The organism is Curtobacterium sp. MCPF17_051 (genome assembly GCF_003234595.1).
Taxonomy (GTDB): domain Bacteria; phylum Actinomycetota; class Actinomycetes; order Actinomycetales; family Microbacteriaceae; genus Curtobacterium; species Curtobacterium flaccumfaciens.
In genome coordinates, this window is record NZ_QKSE01000001.1 from 84,973 (window position 1) to 99,536 (window position 14,564).

Here is a 14,564-nt window from a genome sequence, read left to right on the forward strand (position 1 = left end):
GCTGGGCCGGTGCGTGACGACCTGCTGCCGATGCTCGCCTGCCCCGTGTGCGCCGAGCCGCTCGGCCGCGTCGACGGCGGCCAGGTCGGCTGCCCGAACGGTCACCGGTTCGACGAGGCGAAGCAGGGCCACCTGACGCTCCTGCCCGCGAAGCGGCGCGCACTCACCGCGGACACCCCGGAGATGGTGGACGCGCGGCTGCGGTTCCTGGGGCGCGGGCACTACGCGCCCGTCGAGCGGGCGCTCGCCGCGATCGTCGCGGACGCCACCGCGCCCGGCATCGTGCTGGACGTCGGTTCGGGCCCGGGGACCTACCTGGCGCATGCGCTGCGCGCGGCGGACGGGAGGCTCGGGGTCGCGCCGGACACGCTTGCACCTGTCGGCCGTCAGCCGACTCGACGACTGGGGGTCGCCTTGGACCTGTCGGCCGTCGCGATCCGGCGTGCGGCACGCGCCCACGAGCGTGCGGGGGCCGTCGTCGGGGACGTGACCGAGCGCCTCCCGGTCGTCGACGGCGCTGCCGCGGTCGTGCTCGACGTCTTCGCACCCCGCAACCAGAGCGAGTACGCCCGCGTGCTGCACCCGGACGGCGTACTCGCGGTGGTGACCCCGCGGACCGGGCACCTTGCGGAGCTCGCCGAGGCGACGATCAGCGTGGACCCGGAGAAGGAACGGCGGCTGCACGACTCCTTGACGCCGTCGTTCGTGCTGCGGTCCTCCGAAGACCTGACGTGGACGATGGAGCTGTCGGCGGAGGACGTCCACGACGTCGTGCACATGGGGCCGAGCCACCACCACGTCGCGGCGGACACCGTGTTCGAGCCGACGACGGTGACGGCCGCGGTCACCGTGTCGACGTGGACGCCGACGCGCTGACCGCGACCGTCAGGACCGACTAGTCGCCAGCCGGGGCGACGTCGAGCTGCCAGACCACGCCGAAGCGGTCACGCAGCTGCCCGGCCAACGGAGCCCAGGCCGAGGGTTCCAGGGGCTGCCGGATCTCGGCGCCCTCGGACAGTGCGGCCCAGTACCGCTCGATCTCGGCCGTGTCGTCACCGTGCACGAACACGTAGAAGGCGTTCGATCCCTGGTCGTAGGGCTGCCCGGGCCAGACGTCGAAGGCCATGACGCGGAAGCCGGCGGCCGTGGAGACCTGACCGAACACGATCCGGTCCGCCCAGGCCGGGTCGTCCAGGGCGCCCATCTGGCCGTAGGTGGCGGCGGTGACCTCGCCGCCGAAGACCGATGCGTAGAAGTCGAGCGCCGCGCGGGCGTCGCCGTCGAAGTTGAGGTGGGTTGTCGTTTCGATGCTCATGGGACGAGGATGTCGGTCAATGCGGTCAGATCGTGTCCGCTTCTCGAACGAAGATGGACGCCATGGCCGGACCCTCCGTACGGATGCTCGCGCTGCTCTCCCTGCTCCAGGTGCACCGCGACTGGCCGGGCGACGAGCTCGCCGGACGGCTCGAGGTCAGTCCCCGCACCGTCCGCCGCGACGTGGATCGGCTGCGCGGCCTCGGGTACCGGGTCGAGGCACTCCGCGGGCCGGCCGGGGGCTACCGGCTCGAGGCGGGCTCCGACCTGCCCCCGCTGCTCTTCGACGACGACCAGGCGGTGGCGATCGCCCTGGCACTCGCCGTGGCCCCGGCATCGGGGGCGGACGTCGCCGAGTCGGCGGCCCGTGCCCTCGCGACCGTTCGACAGGTGATGCCCGCGCGGCTGCGGTCCCGGGTCGACGCGGTGCAGGCCGTGACCGCGACGAGCCGGAGCCTGACCGATCCGGAGGTCCTGGTGGCGGTGAGCGAGGCCGTCCACCTGCAGGAGGTGTTCCGTTTCGGGTACGGCGACGACGAGACCCCGCACCGGGTCGAACCGCACGCCGTCGTCGCCCGGAACGGTCGCTGGTACCTGCTCGACCGGGACCTCGACCGCGACGACTGGCGGACGCACCGCATCGACCGGATCACGCCGCGGATGCGGACCCGTGTCCCGTTCACGCCGACCCCGATCCCCGGAGGTGACGCCGCCGCGTTCGTCGCTGCGCGGTTCAAGGGGTCGGTGGTCGACGACGTGTGGCCGTGCACCGGTTCGGTGACCACGACGGCGGACGATGCACGGAGGATCACGCCGTACCTGCCCGATGATGCCGTGGTCGAGCAGCTCGAGGACGGCCGGGCCCGCGTCACCCTCGGATCGTGGTCGTGGGACGGGCTCGCTGGCGTGGTGTCAGGACTTGCGGTCGACTTCGTCGTCGCGGGTCCGGAGGAGCTCGTCGAGGCCGTGGCAGACCTCGCTGACCGGTTGCGCGCGGCCGGCACGCGTGGCCCACCGTGATCAGTGGCGACCTGTCCAGAGCGCGTGGTCCAGCCAACCGGCGCCGACTCCCATCGACGCGAGATCGAGGTGTTCGTTGCTCGGGAAGGACTCGAGGAGAGCGGCCACGCGCTCGGCCCAGTCGTGGTCGGACGGGATCGACCTGAGCAGGTAGGCCATCACCGCCAAGGTGTTGTAGACACCGAACTGCTTCGGCGCATCGGTTCCCGAAAGATGTGCGAGGAGCGGTACCGCACCGGACCTCGGGCGTTTCGGGACCACGACCAACTTCCGGTTGAACAGACGCGCATGGTGTGCTGCGACGTTCCGGACGTAGTTGACCGAGGCGAGCCAGCTCAGCATCGTCTTCTTGGTCGGGACGCCGAACTCTCGGGCGATCCGGGTGGCGACGTCGTTCCGGAGACCGCCGTACAGCCGAGCCAGGTGTCCCAGCTCGAGGATTTCGGTGAGTGCCCAGATGGGCATCCGGTCGTCGTACTTGGTGCGGAAGTGGGCAACGAACGATTCATCCGAGGAATCCTGCCGTTCGCGGACGCGCTGCAGCCAAGCAGTGTGCGGGCTGGAGCCATCGGACGCATCTGCTCGGTGTGCGGTGAACGCCTCGGTGAAGAGTGATCCGTCTTCGTGAGCGAAGGGGGCATGCTCTCCGAGGACGTGGCCGACCTGGGTCCGAACGGCCACCTCGATCCGCTCGACACCTTCGATCACCAGGAGCCGGATAATCCGATCGAAGGCGATGAGTGCTTCGGCTGCGGCGAGTTCCGTCCCTGCTCGGTACCGGTCCTGGACCTCTACGTGCCGACGGCCGTCGTCGTCGATGTCGAACGAGGATTCACGGAAGGGATAGAGGTATCCGGTGAGGCGGTAGTAACCGACTTCGCGCAGCACCGAGCCCGCGACGCCCCGATCACCGATGCGGACTCCCTTGGAAGCCAGCTTCTCGATCTGCTCACCGATCGAGAGCCACGGCTTCACGTACTCCATGCGCCCCCCGAGACAAGAAAATCGGCCCGAGCCGTGAGGCGAGCGGGCCGATCGTGATGCCGAAACCCTACCAGGATCCGCGTCACGGGATCGAGCGCTCTCCACAGGCGTTAGGAGCGTGCATGCGTCCGCCAGGGCGGCGTCAGGGATCCGTTAGGAGCGGACTGGAGGCGCGGCGCAGGACCCAGCATCGGTTCGGCACCACAAGTGGTGCCGGTCCGCGTCACCCGGCGCGGACACCGCAGACCTTCTGGAGTCCCTCGTGTTCGACGTGTTCGTCGTCGCCGGTGTCCTCGCCGTGTTCGGCGTGGTGGCACTGATCGCCAAGGGGGTGGAACGGCTGTGATCGGCATCACCATCGCGGCCGCCGTCCTCGGCATCGCCGCAGTCGTGTACCTCGTCTGGGCGCTCGTGCGTCCGGAGCGGTTCTAGTGGGCGCCGCGGACGTCTGGGCGGGCATCGCCCAGGTCGCCACCCTCGTCCTGCTGCTCGTCGTCGCGCACCGCCCGCTCGGTGACTGGATGGCGAAGGTCTTCACGCCCGTCCGGCACAACCGGGTCGAGCGCGGGGTCTACCGGCTGATCGGGGTCGACCCGGACGCCGAGCAGTCCTGGCCCGTGTACCTGCGCGGTGTGCTGCTGTTCAGCGTCGCCGGGCTCTTGCTCGTCTACCTGCTGCAGCGCATCCAGGTCATCCTGCCCGGCGACCTCGGGCTGCCCGCCGTCGGACCCTCGCTCGCGTTCAACACCGCGGCGTCGTTCGTCGCGAACACGAACTGGCAGTCGTACTCGCCCGAGGTCACCGTCGGCTACACGGTGCAGATGGCCGGCCTGGCGGTGCAGAACTTCCTGTCCGCGGCCGTCGGTCTCTCGGTCGCCGTGGCCCTGGTGCGCGGGTTCGCCCGTCGCAAGTCCGGCACGCTCGGCAACGTGTGGGTGGACATCGTCCGCGGTCTCGGCCGACTGCTCCTGCCCGGGGCGTTCGTCTTCGCGATCGTGCTCGTCGCCGGCGGGGTCGTCCAGTCGTGGGGAAGCGGTACCGACGTCACCACGCTCATCGGTGGCACGCAGCACATCCCCGACGGGTTCGTCGCCTCGCAGGAGGCGATCAAGGAACTCGGCACGAACGGTGGCGGCTACTTCAACGCCAACTCGGCGCACCCGTTCGAGAACCCGCAGGCGTGGACGAACCTCGTCGAGATCTTCCTGATGCTCGTCATCCCGTTCTCGCTGCCGCGCACGTTCGGGCGGCTGGTCGGCGACGACCGCCAGGGCTACGCGATCCTCGCCGTGATGGGCGCGATCTTCCTCGTGTCGCTGTCGGTCATGTCGATCGCCGAGCTCGCCGGGGGCGGTGTCGCCACGCACGCCGCCGGGGCCGCGATGGAGGGCAAGGAGAGCCGCTTCGGCATCCTCGGTTCCACGCTCTTCTCGACCGCGACCACCTCGACGTCCACCGGTGCCGTCAACGCGATGCACGACAGCTACACCCCGATCGGCGGGATGATGGCGCTCGTCAACATGATGCTGGGCGAGGTCACCCCCGGCGGCGTCGGCTCCGGCCTGTACGGCATGCTCGTGCTCGCCGTCATCACGGTGTTCATCGGTGGCCTGCTCGTCGGTCGCACCCCGGAGTACCTCGGCAAGAAGATCCGCGCCAAGGAGATGACCTTCGCAGCGCTGTACATCCTCGTCACGCCGACGCTCGTGCTCCTGGCCACCGGGCTCTCGCTCGTGATCCCCGGGGTCCGCGAGCAGGTGCTCGGGACGTCGATCTTCAACCCCGGCAACCACGGGCTGACCGAGCTGCTCTACGCCTTCACCTCGGGTGCGAACAACAACGGCTCGGCCTTCGGCGGGCTCACCGCGAACACCACGTGGATGAACTCCTCGCTCGGAGTCGTGATGCTGCTCGGCCGCTTCGTGCCGATGGTGTTCGTCCTGGCGCTCGCCGGGTCCCTCGCCGCGCAGGACCGGGTGCCGGAGACCGCCGGCACGCTGCCCACCCACCGCCCGCTGTTCATCGGGCTGCTCGGCGGCGTCGCCGTCATCGTCACCGCACTCACCTACTTCCCGGTGCTCGCACTGGGTCCGCTCGCAGAAGGACTGTCATGACCACCCCCGTGACCACGGAGTCGGAACCGCGCACCGCCGTGGAACCGGCCACCCGCTCGTCCGCATTCGGACCCCGCCAACTGGTGGCGGGCCTCCCGGGCGCCCTGCGGAAACTCGATCCGCGACTCATGTGGCGGAACCCCGTCATGTTCATCGTCGAGGTCGGCGCAGCGCTGACAACGGCGGCCGCCGTCGTCGAGCCGTCCGCGTTCACGATCGCCATCGCCGTCTGGCTCTGGCTCACCGTCGTCTTCGCGAACCTGGCGGAGTCGGTGGCCGAGGGCCGCGGCAAGGCGCAAGCCGACACCCTGCGGAAGACCCGCTCGACCACGAGCGCCCGCCGGGTCCTCGGGTACGCGACGACCGACGCGGCCGCGACCGGCAACGAGACCGAGGAGGTCGCGTCCGTCGACCTGGCCAAGGGCGACGTGGTCGTGGTCGTCGCCGGCGAGGTCATCCCGGGCGACGGCGACGTCGTCGACGGCATCGCGTCGGTCGACGAGTCGGCCGTCACGGGTGAGTCCGCACCGGTCATCCGCGAGTCCGGCGGTGACCGCAGTGCCGTCACCGGCGGCACACGGGTGCTGTCGGACCGGATCGTGGTGCGCATCACCTCGACGCCGGGTGAGACCTTCATCGACCGGATGATCCGCCTGGTCGAGGGTGCGGCACGGCAGAAGACGCCGAACGAGATCGCGCTGAACATCCTGCTCGCCTCGTTGTCGATCGTCTTCGTGATCGTCTGCCTGACGATGCAGCCCATCGCGGGACTCGTCGGTGCGACGGTCAGCGTGCCGGTGCTCATCGCCCTGCTCGTCTGCCTCATCCCGACCACCATCGGAGCGCTGCTCTCCGCGATCGGCATCGCCGGCATGGACCGGCTCGTGCAGCACAACGTGCTGGCGATGTCGGGCCGCGCGGTCGAGGCCGCCGGCGACATCACGACGCTGCTGCTCGACAAGACCGGCACGATCACGTACGGCAACCGCCGGGCGTCCCGCGTGGTGCCGGTGCCGGGCGTGACGACAGCCGAACTGCTGGAGGCCGCGGCACTGTCGAGTGCCGCCGACAGCACGCCGGAAGGACGCTCGATCGTCGACCTGGCGCGTGCAGACGGAGCCGCCGTCGGTCTGCCCGACGGTGCCGTCGAGGTGCCGTTCACGGCGCAGACACGCATGTCCGGTCTCGACCTGTCGGACGGGTCGCAGATCCGGAAGGGCGCTGCCGCGGCAGTGCTCGCCTGGGCGGACACCACCGAAGCCGGTTTGGTGTCGGCCATCGACGCGACCGTCGCGGAGATCTCCGACCAGGGCGGCACCCCGCTCGTCGTCGGGCGTCGCTCGTCGACCGGTGCGGTCACGCTGCTCGGTGTCGTGCACCTGAAGGACGTCGTGAAGGACGGCATGGCGTCGCGGTTCGCCGAGCTCAGGTCGATGGGCATCCGCACGGTGATGATCACGGGCGACAACCCCCGCACCGCGGCTGCCATCGCCCACGAGGCCGGCGTCGACGACTTCCTCGCCGAGGCCACCCCGGAGGACAAGCTCGCGTACATCAAGCGCGAGCAGGAGGGCGGCAACCTCGTCGCCATGACCGGTGACGGCACCAACGACGCCCCGGCCCTGGCACAGGCGGACGTCGGCGTCGCGATGAACACCGGCACGACGGCGGCGAAGGAGGCTGGCAACATGGTCGACCTCGACTCCGACCCGACCAAGCTCATCGACGTCGTCCGCATCGGCAAGCAGCTGCTCATCACCCGCGGCGCCCTGACCACCTTCTCCATCGCCAACGACGTCGCGAAGTACTTCGCGATCATCCCGGCGATGTTCCAGCTCGCGTTCCCGGGGCTCGCGGCGCTCAACATCATGGCGCTGCACAGCCCGTCGTCCGCGATCCTGTCGGCGGTCGTCTTCAACGCGCTCGTCATCGTCGCGCTCATCCCGCTGTCCCTGCGTGGCGTCAAGTACCGCGCGGCCGCAGCGTCGTCGATCCTCGGCCGCAACCTGCTCGTCTACGGGCTGGGCGGCGTGGTCGTCCCCTTCATCGGCATCAAACTGATCGACCTCGTGGTCGGTCTCATCCCGGGGTTCTAGTCATGGCATCTGCACGTTCCACCTTCCGTTCCGCCGGTGTGGCCATCCGCCTCACCCTCGTCGCCACCGTCGTCCTGGGCGTCGGGTACCCGCTCGCCGTCTGGGGCGTCGGCCAGGCGGCGTTCCACGACCAGGCCAACGGCTCGATGGTCACGGACTCGTCCGGCAAGGTCGTCGGTTCCTCGTTGATCGGGCAGTCGTTCACGGGCAAGCAGGCCGACCGCTGGTTCCAGTCGCGGCCGTCCGCCGCCGGCGACGGCTACGACGCCGGAGCGTCGTCCGGCTCGAACCTCGGGCCGAACAACGCCGACCTGCTCAAGGCCGTCGAGGAGCGTCGTGCGGCGCTGGCGAAGGCCGACGGGGTCTCCGCCGCGCAGGTGCCTGCCGACGCCGTGACCGCATCCGGTTCGGGCCTCGACCCGGACATCAGCCCCGCCTACGCGTCCCAGCAGGTGGCCCGTGTGGCCTCGGCACGCGGCCTGCCCGCCGACACCGTGCGGCAACTGGTGGCGTCGCACACCGAGTCCCGGCAGCTCGGGTTCCTCGGTGAGCCCGTGGTGAACGTGCTCGCGCTGAACCTGGCGCTGGCGAAGGCGTCCTGAGCGTGGGTGACCCCTCCGCAGAACACCGGTGCTCGCGCGTCGAACACCCGCAGACCGCGGTGCGACAGGTGAACACCGGTGTCTTGCGGAGACCGACCCCCGCACGCGAGAGGATGAGCACGTGAAGCGCGGGAAGCTGCGGGTCCTGCTCGGTGCGGCGCCCGGTGTCGGCAAGACCTACACGATGCTCGAAGAGGGGCGTCGGTTGCTCGACGAGGGTCGCGACGTGGTCGTCGCCGTCGTCGAGACGCACGAGCGCGCCGCCACCGCAGCACTGGTGAACGGGCTCGAGGTCGTGCCCCGCCGCACCGTCTCGCACCGGGGTGTCGACCTCGACGACCTCGACCTCGACGCCGTCATCGCCCGGGCACCCGAGGTCGCGCTGGTCGACGAACTCGCGCACACGAACGCCCCGGGGAGCCCGAACGAGAAGCGCTGGCAGGACGTCGAAGCGCTGCGGGACGCCGGCATCGACGTCATCTCGACCGTCAACGTGCAGCACATGCAGTCCCTCGGCGACGTGGTCCGCGAGATCACCGGCACCGTGCAGCGCGAGACCGTCCCCGACGCCGTGGTGCGTGCGGCCGACCAGATCGAGGTCGTCGACCTGGCCCCGGCAGCGCTGCGCGAACGGCTCTCCGACGGGCTCGTCTACCCGGCGGCCCGGATCGACGCCGCGCTGTCGAACTACTTCCGCCTCGGCAACCTCACCGCACTGCGCGAGATCGCCCTGCTCTGGCTCGCCGACGAGGTCGACGACGCGCTCAAGGCCTACCGCGCCGAGCACGGTATCGAGCACCGGTGGGAGACCCGGGAGCGCGTGCTCGTCGCCCTGACCGGTGGCCCCGAGGGCGAGACCCTGCTGCGCCGCGGCGCCCGCATCGCCGCCCGCAGCGCCGGTGGTGAACTCGCCGCCGTGCACGTGACGACGAACGACGGCCTGCGCGTCCGGCACCCCGGCGCGCTCGGCAAGCAGCGGACCCTGCTCGAGCAACTCGGTGGGACGTACCACCAGGTCGTCGGCGACGACGTGCCGAGCACGCTGGTGCGGTTCGCGCGGTCGATCGACGCCACCCAGATCGTGATCGGGGTCAGTCGCCGCAGTCGGCTCGCGGCCGCCATGACCGGTCCGGGGATCGGCAACACCGTGATCCGCGAGTCCGGCGACATCGACGTGCACGTCGTCACGCACGAGCGCGCCGGCGGCGGGATCACCCTGCCCAAGCTCGGCGGCAGCCTGTCCCGCGGCCGGGTGGTCGCCGCGTTCGTGCTGTCGGTCCTGGTCGGGCCGCTGCTCACCTGGGTGCTGTCGATCGGCAGCGACCCGGACGCCATCACGGTGGACGTGCTGGCGTACCAACTACTCGTCCTGGTCGTGGCGCTCGTGGGCGGGATGTGGCCGGCGGTGTTCACGGCCGTGCTGTCCGGGCTGAGCCTCGACTACTTCTTCGTGCAACCCCTCTACATGGTCACCGTCCAGCAGCCGTGGCACCTGTTCGCCCTGGTCATGTACGTGATCAGTGCGGTGCTGGTCAGCTTCGTGGTCGACCGGTCCGCTCGGCGGTCACGCGCTGCCCGTCGGGCCTCGGCCGAGTCCGGGCTCCTGATGGGCATCGCCGGCAGCGTGCTCCGCGGCGACGACGCCCTGCAGGCCCTGCTCGACCGCACACGAGAGGCCTTCGGCTTCGCCGGGGTCCGGATCCGCCAGGGCGACGAGGTGCCGGCGACCTCGGGCGAGTTCGGTGCGACGCCGGACGCGTCGACGACGCTGGCGTCCGGTGCCGTGCTCGAGTTCGCCGGTGCGCCCGACGACCCGACCCAGCGCCGGCTGCTGCGGGTCGTCGAGCAGCAGCTCGACGCCGCCGTCGAGCACCGCGAACTGACACGCACCGCCGTCGGCGCCGAGCGCATCGCCGCCGCCGACCGGGTCCGGAGCGCGCTGCTCGCGGCCGTCGGCCACGACGTGCGCCGCCCCATCGCCGCGGCCTCCGCCGCCGTGCAGACGCTGCGTGCGCCCGACATCGACCTGTCACGGGCCGACCGGGAGGCGCTGCTCGCGACCGCCGACGAGAGCCTCGGTCAGCTGGCGGTGCTGTTGGCAGACCTGTTGGACGTCAGTCGGGTCCAGGCCGGTGTCCTCGCGGTCACCCCGGCGGCGATCGCGCTCGAGACGGTGGTCGCCCCCGCGCTCGACGAGCTGGAGCTCGGCCCGGACGACGTCGACCTCGACCTGCCCGCGGATCTGCCACCGGTGCTCGCCGACCCGGTCCTGCTGCAGCGCGTCGTCGTGAACCTGCTCGCCAACGCCGCCCGGTACGCCCCGGACGGCACACACGTCCGGGTCGCCGCGAGCGCGTTCGCCGGCGGGGTGGAACTCCGCGTGGCCGACCACGGCCCCGGCATCCCCGAGGACCGCCGCGACGAGGTGTTCCAGCCGTTCCAGCGACTCGGTGACACCGACAACGAGACCGGCCTCGGGCTCGGCCTGGCCCTGGCGCGTGGGTTCACCGAGGGCATGGGCGGCACGATCGAGGTCGACGACACCCCGGGCGGTGGGCTCACCGTCGTGGTGCGGCTGCCGATCGCCGGGCACGTGGGAGTGGAGATCCGATGAAGGTCCTGATCGCTGACGACGACGCGCAGCTCGTCCGCGCGCTCTCGGTGACGCTCTCGGCGCGCGGGTACGACGTCGTCACGGCTCGGGACGGGCGCGAGGCGATCGACGCCGTCATCACCGAGCGCCCCGACCTGGTGCTGCTCGACCTCGGCATGCCCCGGCTCGACGGCATCGGGGTGCTCGAGGGCGTCCGGGCCTGGTCGCAGGTGCCGGTCCTCGTGCTCTCCGGGCGCACCGACTCGTCCGACAAGGTCGACGCGCTCGACGCCGGTGCCGACGACTACGTGACGAAGCCGTTCCAGATGGACGAGCTCCTCGCCCGGCTGCGGGCACTCGGACGGCGGCGGGTGGTGGCGTCGGAGGAGACCCCGACGATCGCGATCGGACCGCTGCTCGTCGACCTCGTGGCGAAGCAGGTCACCCCGGCCGAGGGTCCGGCGATCCGCCTGACGCCCACCGAGTGGCGCCTGCTCGAGGTCCTGGTCACGAACCCCGACCGCCTGATGACCCGCGAGATGCTGTTGACCGAGGTCTGGGGGCCGACGCACGGCAACGACTCCGGGTACCTGCGGCTGTACATGGCGCAGCTGCGGCGGAAGCTGGAGCCCGACCCCGCGCACCCGCGCTACCTGGTGACGGAGTCCGGCATGGGGTACCGCTTCGCCCCCGGAGCGTAGGGGACCGCCGCTGTCGGGGCGTGGACGAGATGCGGATCGGTGAACTCCGATGACGTCGGCGGTACCCGTCGTCGCGATCTCGTCGGGACGCCTCGTCGCGGTCCCGTCGGTTCACGCCCGGGAGCTGAACGCCGCGAGCTCGGCCCGGGTCCGGGCGCCGTGCTTCCGGAGCAGGTTCGCCACGTGGTACTTCACGGTGTTGACGCTGATGCCGAGCCCCTCCGCGATCTCCCGGTTGCCCACTCCCGTCGCCACGAGCCGCAGCACGTCGCGCTCACGCGGGGTCAGGTCACCGTCGTTGACCCCGTCCACCTCGGTCGGCCGCGGGTCGAGCGGCAGCGAGATGTCGAGCACGGACCCCCAGCCGGGCGTGCTCGCGACCTGCACCCGCCCGTCGAGCGTGACGACCCGCTCCGCGATCGGCCGCATGGCGTCGTCGTGCACGTCGAGGGTGCCGGAGCCGTCGTCGCGGAGCTGCATGAGCAGGTTCCGGCCGTCGCAGTCCCACTGGATGCGCACCCGCTTCGCCGCACCGTCGTCGACCAGGGCGAGCACCGCGGTCCGGACGATCGCCCGGGCCGCGTGGGCGACGTCGCCCGGGAGCGCACGGCCGGTGGCCGGCGGCTCGACGAACTGCACGTCGAGGTCCCCGAAGCGCACGAGCGGCCGCAGGTCGGCGCGCAACCGCGAGAACGCGCCGGTGACGGGTTCGAGCAGGGTGCTCCGCTGCTGATCGGTCACGGTGCGCAGGTCGACGAGGGCGGCCGAGGCGATCTCGACGGCCTCGGCCCTGGCGGCCGCGTCGGTGACCCGCGACGACCGGAGCACGGCGAGGACGGACTCGAGGGTCAGCGCGTGCCGGTCCGCCTGCTCGGCGACCGTGCGGGCGTGCTCGGCGGCCGCGAGCCGGATGGCGGAGCCGCCCCGGGCCTCCAGGGTGTCGACCGATGCGTCCATGGACGCGACGGTACCCGTCCCACCCGAGCGGACGGGCCCACCCGATGGGATGGGGTCCCTGCCGGGGCGGGTAGCGGCGTGCCGAGGCGCGCGACGGAAGGATCGAGGGCATGGCAGCAACCACCGTCTCCGCAGCGCTCGACCTGGTCGTCCGCGAGGTCGGCGACCTGGCGGCCCGCCTCGACGATGCCCCGGCCCAGCGCGCACTCGACCTGATCGAGGGCGCCGACCGGGTGTTCGTCCACGGCGCCGGTCGCTCCGGACTCGCCCTCCGCATGACCGCGATGCGCCTCATGCACCTCGGCCTCGACGCGCACGTCGTCGGCGAGGTCACCACCCCGGCCATCCGTCCGGGTGACCTGCTCCTCGTCGCGAGCGGCTCCGGTACGACCACCGGCATCGTGCAGGCCGCGCGCACCGCGCACGAGGTCGGCGCATCCGTCGTGGCGCTCTCGACCACCGACGACTCCCCGCTCTCCGAGCTGGCGGACGTCACGATCGTGCTGCCCGCCGCGACGAAGACCGACCGCTCCGGCACCGCCTCGGCCCAGTACGCCGGTGGCCTCTTCGAACAGGCGGTCGCCCTGGTGGGCGACGCCGTGTTCCACGCCCTGTGGACCCGAGGCGGGCAGTCCGCCGACGACCTCTGGCCCCGTCACGCCAACCTCGAATGAAAGGCACACCCATGCAGCTCCAGTTCGCCATGGACACCCTGACCACCGAAGCCGCCCTCGAGCTCGCCGCCGCGGCCGCGCCGCACGTCGACGTCCTCGAGCTCGGCACGCCCCTGATCAAGAGCGCCGGCCTGTCCGCCGTCACCGCGATCAAGGAAGCACACCCCGACAAGATCGTGTTCGCCGACCTCAAGACCATGGACGCCGGTGAGCTCGAAGCCGACATCGCCTTCTCGGCCGGTGCCGACCTGGTCACCGTCCTCGGTGTCGCCGGCGACTCGACGATCGTCGGTGCCGTCAAGGCCGCGAAGAAGCACGGCAAGGGCATCGTCGTCGACCTGATCGGCGTCTCCGACAAGGCCGCCCGTGCCCGCGAGGTCGTCGCACTCGGCGCCGAGTTCGTCGAGGTCCACGCCGGGCTCGACGAGCAGGCCGAAGAGGGCTTCACGTTCTCGACGCTGCTCGACGCCGGTAAGGAGTCGGGCGTCCCGTTCTCGATCGCGGGCGGCGTGAACGCGTCCTCGGTCGCCTCGGTGCAGGAGGCCGGTGCCCGCATCGCCGTCGCCGGCAGCGCGATCTACAGCGCCTCGGACGTCGGCGCAGCAGCCGCCGAGATCCGCGCCGCCATCAAGTAGCGCGTCCCGGTCGCCCTTCCCGGGCGACATCGTGAGCAGGAATGGTCGGGTGTGCACGTCGCACCCGACCATTCCTGCTCACGAAGCGAACGCCGCCGTCCGGATACGCCGTACGGTGGCCACATGAACCGAGCGCTGCGCTGGACCACCTGGATCGTCGCCGTCGTCGTGCTGATCGCGGTGGTGTTCCTCGTCTGGGCGCACATCGTGATGCAGGGCACCCGCAGCGCCGCCCTGCAGGTCTGGCGCGACGACCGGATCGCGGTCCGGGACGCCGGTGACTCGGTGGTGATGACCCCGACCGGCCAGGCCGACGGGGTCGGGATCGTCTTCATCCCCGGCGCGAAGGTCGACCCGTACGCCTACATGGCCACGTTCCGGCAGATGGTCGCCAACGGCACGACGGTGGTCATCACGAAGCCGACGCTGAACCTCGCGTTCTTCGACACGCGGCCCCTCGCGACGTTCGAGGCCCACGCACCCTCCGTCACCCGCTGGGCGGTCGGCGGGCACTCCCTCGGCGGGGTCCGCGCGTGCCAGCTCGCCCAGGACGCCGACGGCCTGCTGCTGCTCGGCAGCTACTGCGCGAACGACATCAGCCGCTCCTACATCGACGTGCTGAGCGTCTCCGGTTCGCGTGACGGTCTGTCGACCCCGGCCAAGGTCGACGCCGCGCGGGACAAGCTGCCGTCGACCGCCACCATGACCGAGATCCAGGGCTCGAACCACGCCGACTTCGGCGCCTACGGCGACCAGCCAGGCGACCGCACGGCGACCATCAGCCGTGCTGATGCCCGCCAGCAGATCTCGGACGCGATCGAGGCCTGGGTGCGCGACCTGCGCTGATCACCCGGGCGGACCGGCGGACGCACCA

Annotated in this window: 14 protein-coding genes; 11 read left to right on the forward strand and 3 right to left on the reverse strand. The window is 71.2% G+C overall.

What is annotated here, in order from left to right; genetic code table 11:
• Positions 1 to 9 precede the first annotated feature (9 nt).
• Positions 10 to 876, forward strand: coding sequence for a putative RNA methyltransferase (locus tag DEJ35_RS00460; RefSeq protein ID WP_111123173.1), 867 nt, complete (start codon positions 10 to 12; stop codon positions 874 to 876).
• A gap of 19 nt (positions 877 to 895) precedes the next feature.
• Here DEJ35_RS00460 and DEJ35_RS00465 read toward each other — a convergent pair whose 3' ends face one another.
• Positions 896 to 1,315, reverse strand: coding sequence for a VOC family protein (locus DEJ35_RS00465; protein WP_110859433.1), 420 nt, complete (start codon positions 1,313 to 1,315; stop codon positions 896 to 898).
• A gap of 62 nt (positions 1,316 to 1,377) precedes the next feature.
• On the opposite strand from DEJ35_RS00465, the gene DEJ35_RS00470 reads away from it, so the two are divergent.
• Positions 1,378 to 2,334: a YafY family protein gene (locus tag DEJ35_RS00470; protein ID WP_111123174.1), complete on the forward strand. Its 957-nt coding sequence runs from the start codon at positions 1,378 to 1,380 to the stop codon at positions 2,332 to 2,334.
• On the opposite strand, the gene DEJ35_RS00475 is transcribed toward DEJ35_RS00470, so the two are convergent.
• A complete protein-coding gene (locus DEJ35_RS00475) occupies positions 2,335 to 3,318 on the reverse strand; it encodes an Abi family protein (RefSeq protein WP_111123175.1) in 984 nt (327 codons plus the stop codon). It lies immediately after the preceding gene.
• Positions 3,319 to 3,660: 342 nt separating this feature from the next.
• Between DEJ35_RS00475 and DEJ35_RS00480 the strand changes: the two genes are divergently transcribed.
• From DEJ35_RS00480 to DEJ35_RS00505, 6 genes are all read left to right on the forward strand, one after another.
• On the forward strand, positions 3,661 to 3,750 hold the full coding sequence (locus DEJ35_RS00480; RefSeq protein WP_017887940.1) for a potassium-transporting ATPase subunit F: 90 nt from the start codon (positions 3,661 to 3,663) through the stop codon (positions 3,748 to 3,750).
• Complete coding sequence (kdpA, locus tag DEJ35_RS00485) at positions 3,750 to 5,432, forward strand: potassium-transporting ATPase subunit KdpA (protein WP_111123176.1); 1,683 nt, start codon at positions 3,750 to 3,752, stop codon at positions 5,430 to 5,432. The genes DEJ35_RS00480 and kdpA overlap by 1 nt, the downstream gene beginning before the upstream one ends.
• Entirely contained in the window at positions 5,429 to 7,528 is a 2,100-nt protein-coding gene (gene kdpB / locus DEJ35_RS00490; RefSeq protein WP_111123177.1) for a potassium-transporting ATPase subunit KdpB, read from the forward strand. Before kdpA ends, kdpB begins: the two co-directional genes overlap by 4 nt.
• 2 nt (positions 7,529 to 7,530) lie before the next feature.
• On the forward strand, positions 7,531 to 8,130 hold the full coding sequence (kdpC, locus tag DEJ35_RS00495) for a K(+)-transporting ATPase subunit C (protein ID WP_111123178.1): 600 nt from the start codon (positions 7,531 to 7,533) through the stop codon (positions 8,128 to 8,130).
• Positions 8,131 to 8,251: 121 nt separating this feature from the next.
• Positions 8,252 to 10,744 carry an ATP-binding protein gene (locus tag DEJ35_RS00500; protein WP_111056540.1) on the forward strand — a complete coding sequence of 831 codons (2,493 nt, stop codon included), beginning with the start codon at positions 8,252 to 8,254 and terminating at the stop codon, positions 10,742 to 10,744.
• A complete protein-coding gene (locus DEJ35_RS00505) occupies positions 10,741 to 11,424 on the forward strand; it encodes a response regulator (protein WP_027466795.1) in 684 nt (227 codons plus the stop codon). The genes DEJ35_RS00500 and DEJ35_RS00505 overlap by 4 nt, the downstream gene beginning before the upstream one ends.
• A 111-nt stretch (positions 11,425 to 11,535) precedes the next feature.
• On the opposite strand, the gene DEJ35_RS00510 is transcribed toward DEJ35_RS00505, so the two are convergent.
• Positions 11,536 to 12,381 carry a LuxR C-terminal-related transcriptional regulator gene (locus DEJ35_RS00510; protein ID WP_111123181.1) on the reverse strand — a complete coding sequence of 282 codons (846 nt, stop codon included), beginning with the start codon at positions 12,379 to 12,381 and terminating at the stop codon, positions 11,536 to 11,538.
• A gap of 110 nt (positions 12,382 to 12,491) precedes the next feature.
• Between DEJ35_RS00510 and hxlB the strand changes: the two genes are divergently transcribed.
• The 3 genes from hxlB (at position 12,492) to DEJ35_RS00525 (ending at position 14,536) form a co-directional block, all read left to right on the forward strand.
• On the forward strand, positions 12,492 to 13,055 hold the full coding sequence (gene hxlB, locus DEJ35_RS00515; RefSeq protein ID WP_071406216.1) for a 6-phospho-3-hexuloisomerase: 564 nt from the start codon (positions 12,492 to 12,494) through the stop codon (positions 13,053 to 13,055).
• An 11-nt stretch (positions 13,056 to 13,066) separates the two neighbouring features.
• The gene (gene hxlA, locus DEJ35_RS00520; RefSeq protein WP_027466791.1) at positions 13,067 to 13,690 is read left to right on the forward strand and encodes a 3-hexulose-6-phosphate synthase; all 624 of its coding nucleotides are present in this window, start codon (positions 13,067 to 13,069) and stop codon (positions 13,688 to 13,690) included.
• A gap of 123 nt (positions 13,691 to 13,813) precedes the next feature.
• The gene (locus DEJ35_RS00525; RefSeq protein WP_111090903.1) at positions 13,814 to 14,536 is read left to right on the forward strand and encodes an alpha/beta hydrolase; all 723 of its coding nucleotides are present in this window, start codon (positions 13,814 to 13,816) and stop codon (positions 14,534 to 14,536) included.
• Positions 14,537 to 14,564: the final 28 nt, after the last annotated feature.

Bases quoted from the DNA above. Each gene is read 5' to 3' on its own strand.
- DEJ35_RS00475 (WP_111123175.1), bottom strand. From the start codon at position 3,318: ATGGAGTACGTGAAGCCGTGGCTCTCGATCGGTGAGCAGATCGAGAAG.
- hxlA (WP_027466791.1), top strand. From the start codon at position 13,067: ATGCAGCTCCAGTTCGCCATGGACACCCTGACCACCGAAGCCGCCCTC.
- DEJ35_RS00470 (WP_111123174.1), top strand. From the start codon at position 1,378: ATGGCCGGACCCTCCGTACGGATGCTCGCGCTGCTCTCCCTGCTCCAG.
- DEJ35_RS00510 (WP_111123181.1), bottom strand. From the start codon at position 12,381: ATGGACGCATCGGTCGACACCCTGGAGGCCCGGGGCGGCTCCGCCATC.
- kdpC (WP_111123178.1), top strand. From the start codon at position 7,531: ATGGCATCTGCACGTTCCACCTTCCGTTCCGCCGGTGTGGCCATCCGC.
- DEJ35_RS00505 (WP_027466795.1), top strand. From the start codon at position 10,741: ATGAAGGTCCTGATCGCTGACGACGACGCGCAGCTCGTCCGCGCGCTC.
- DEJ35_RS00465 (WP_110859433.1), bottom strand. From the start codon at position 1,315: ATGAGCATCGAAACGACAACCCACCTCAACTTCGACGGCGACGCCCGC.
- hxlB (WP_071406216.1), top strand. From the start codon at position 12,492: ATGGCAGCAACCACCGTCTCCGCAGCGCTCGACCTGGTCGTCCGCGAG.
- DEJ35_RS00525 (WP_111090903.1), top strand. From the start codon at position 13,814: ATGAACCGAGCGCTGCGCTGGACCACCTGGATCGTCGCCGTCGTCGTG.
- kdpB (WP_111123177.1), top strand. From the start codon at position 5,429: ATGACCACCCCCGTGACCACGGAGTCGGAACCGCGCACCGCCGTGGAA.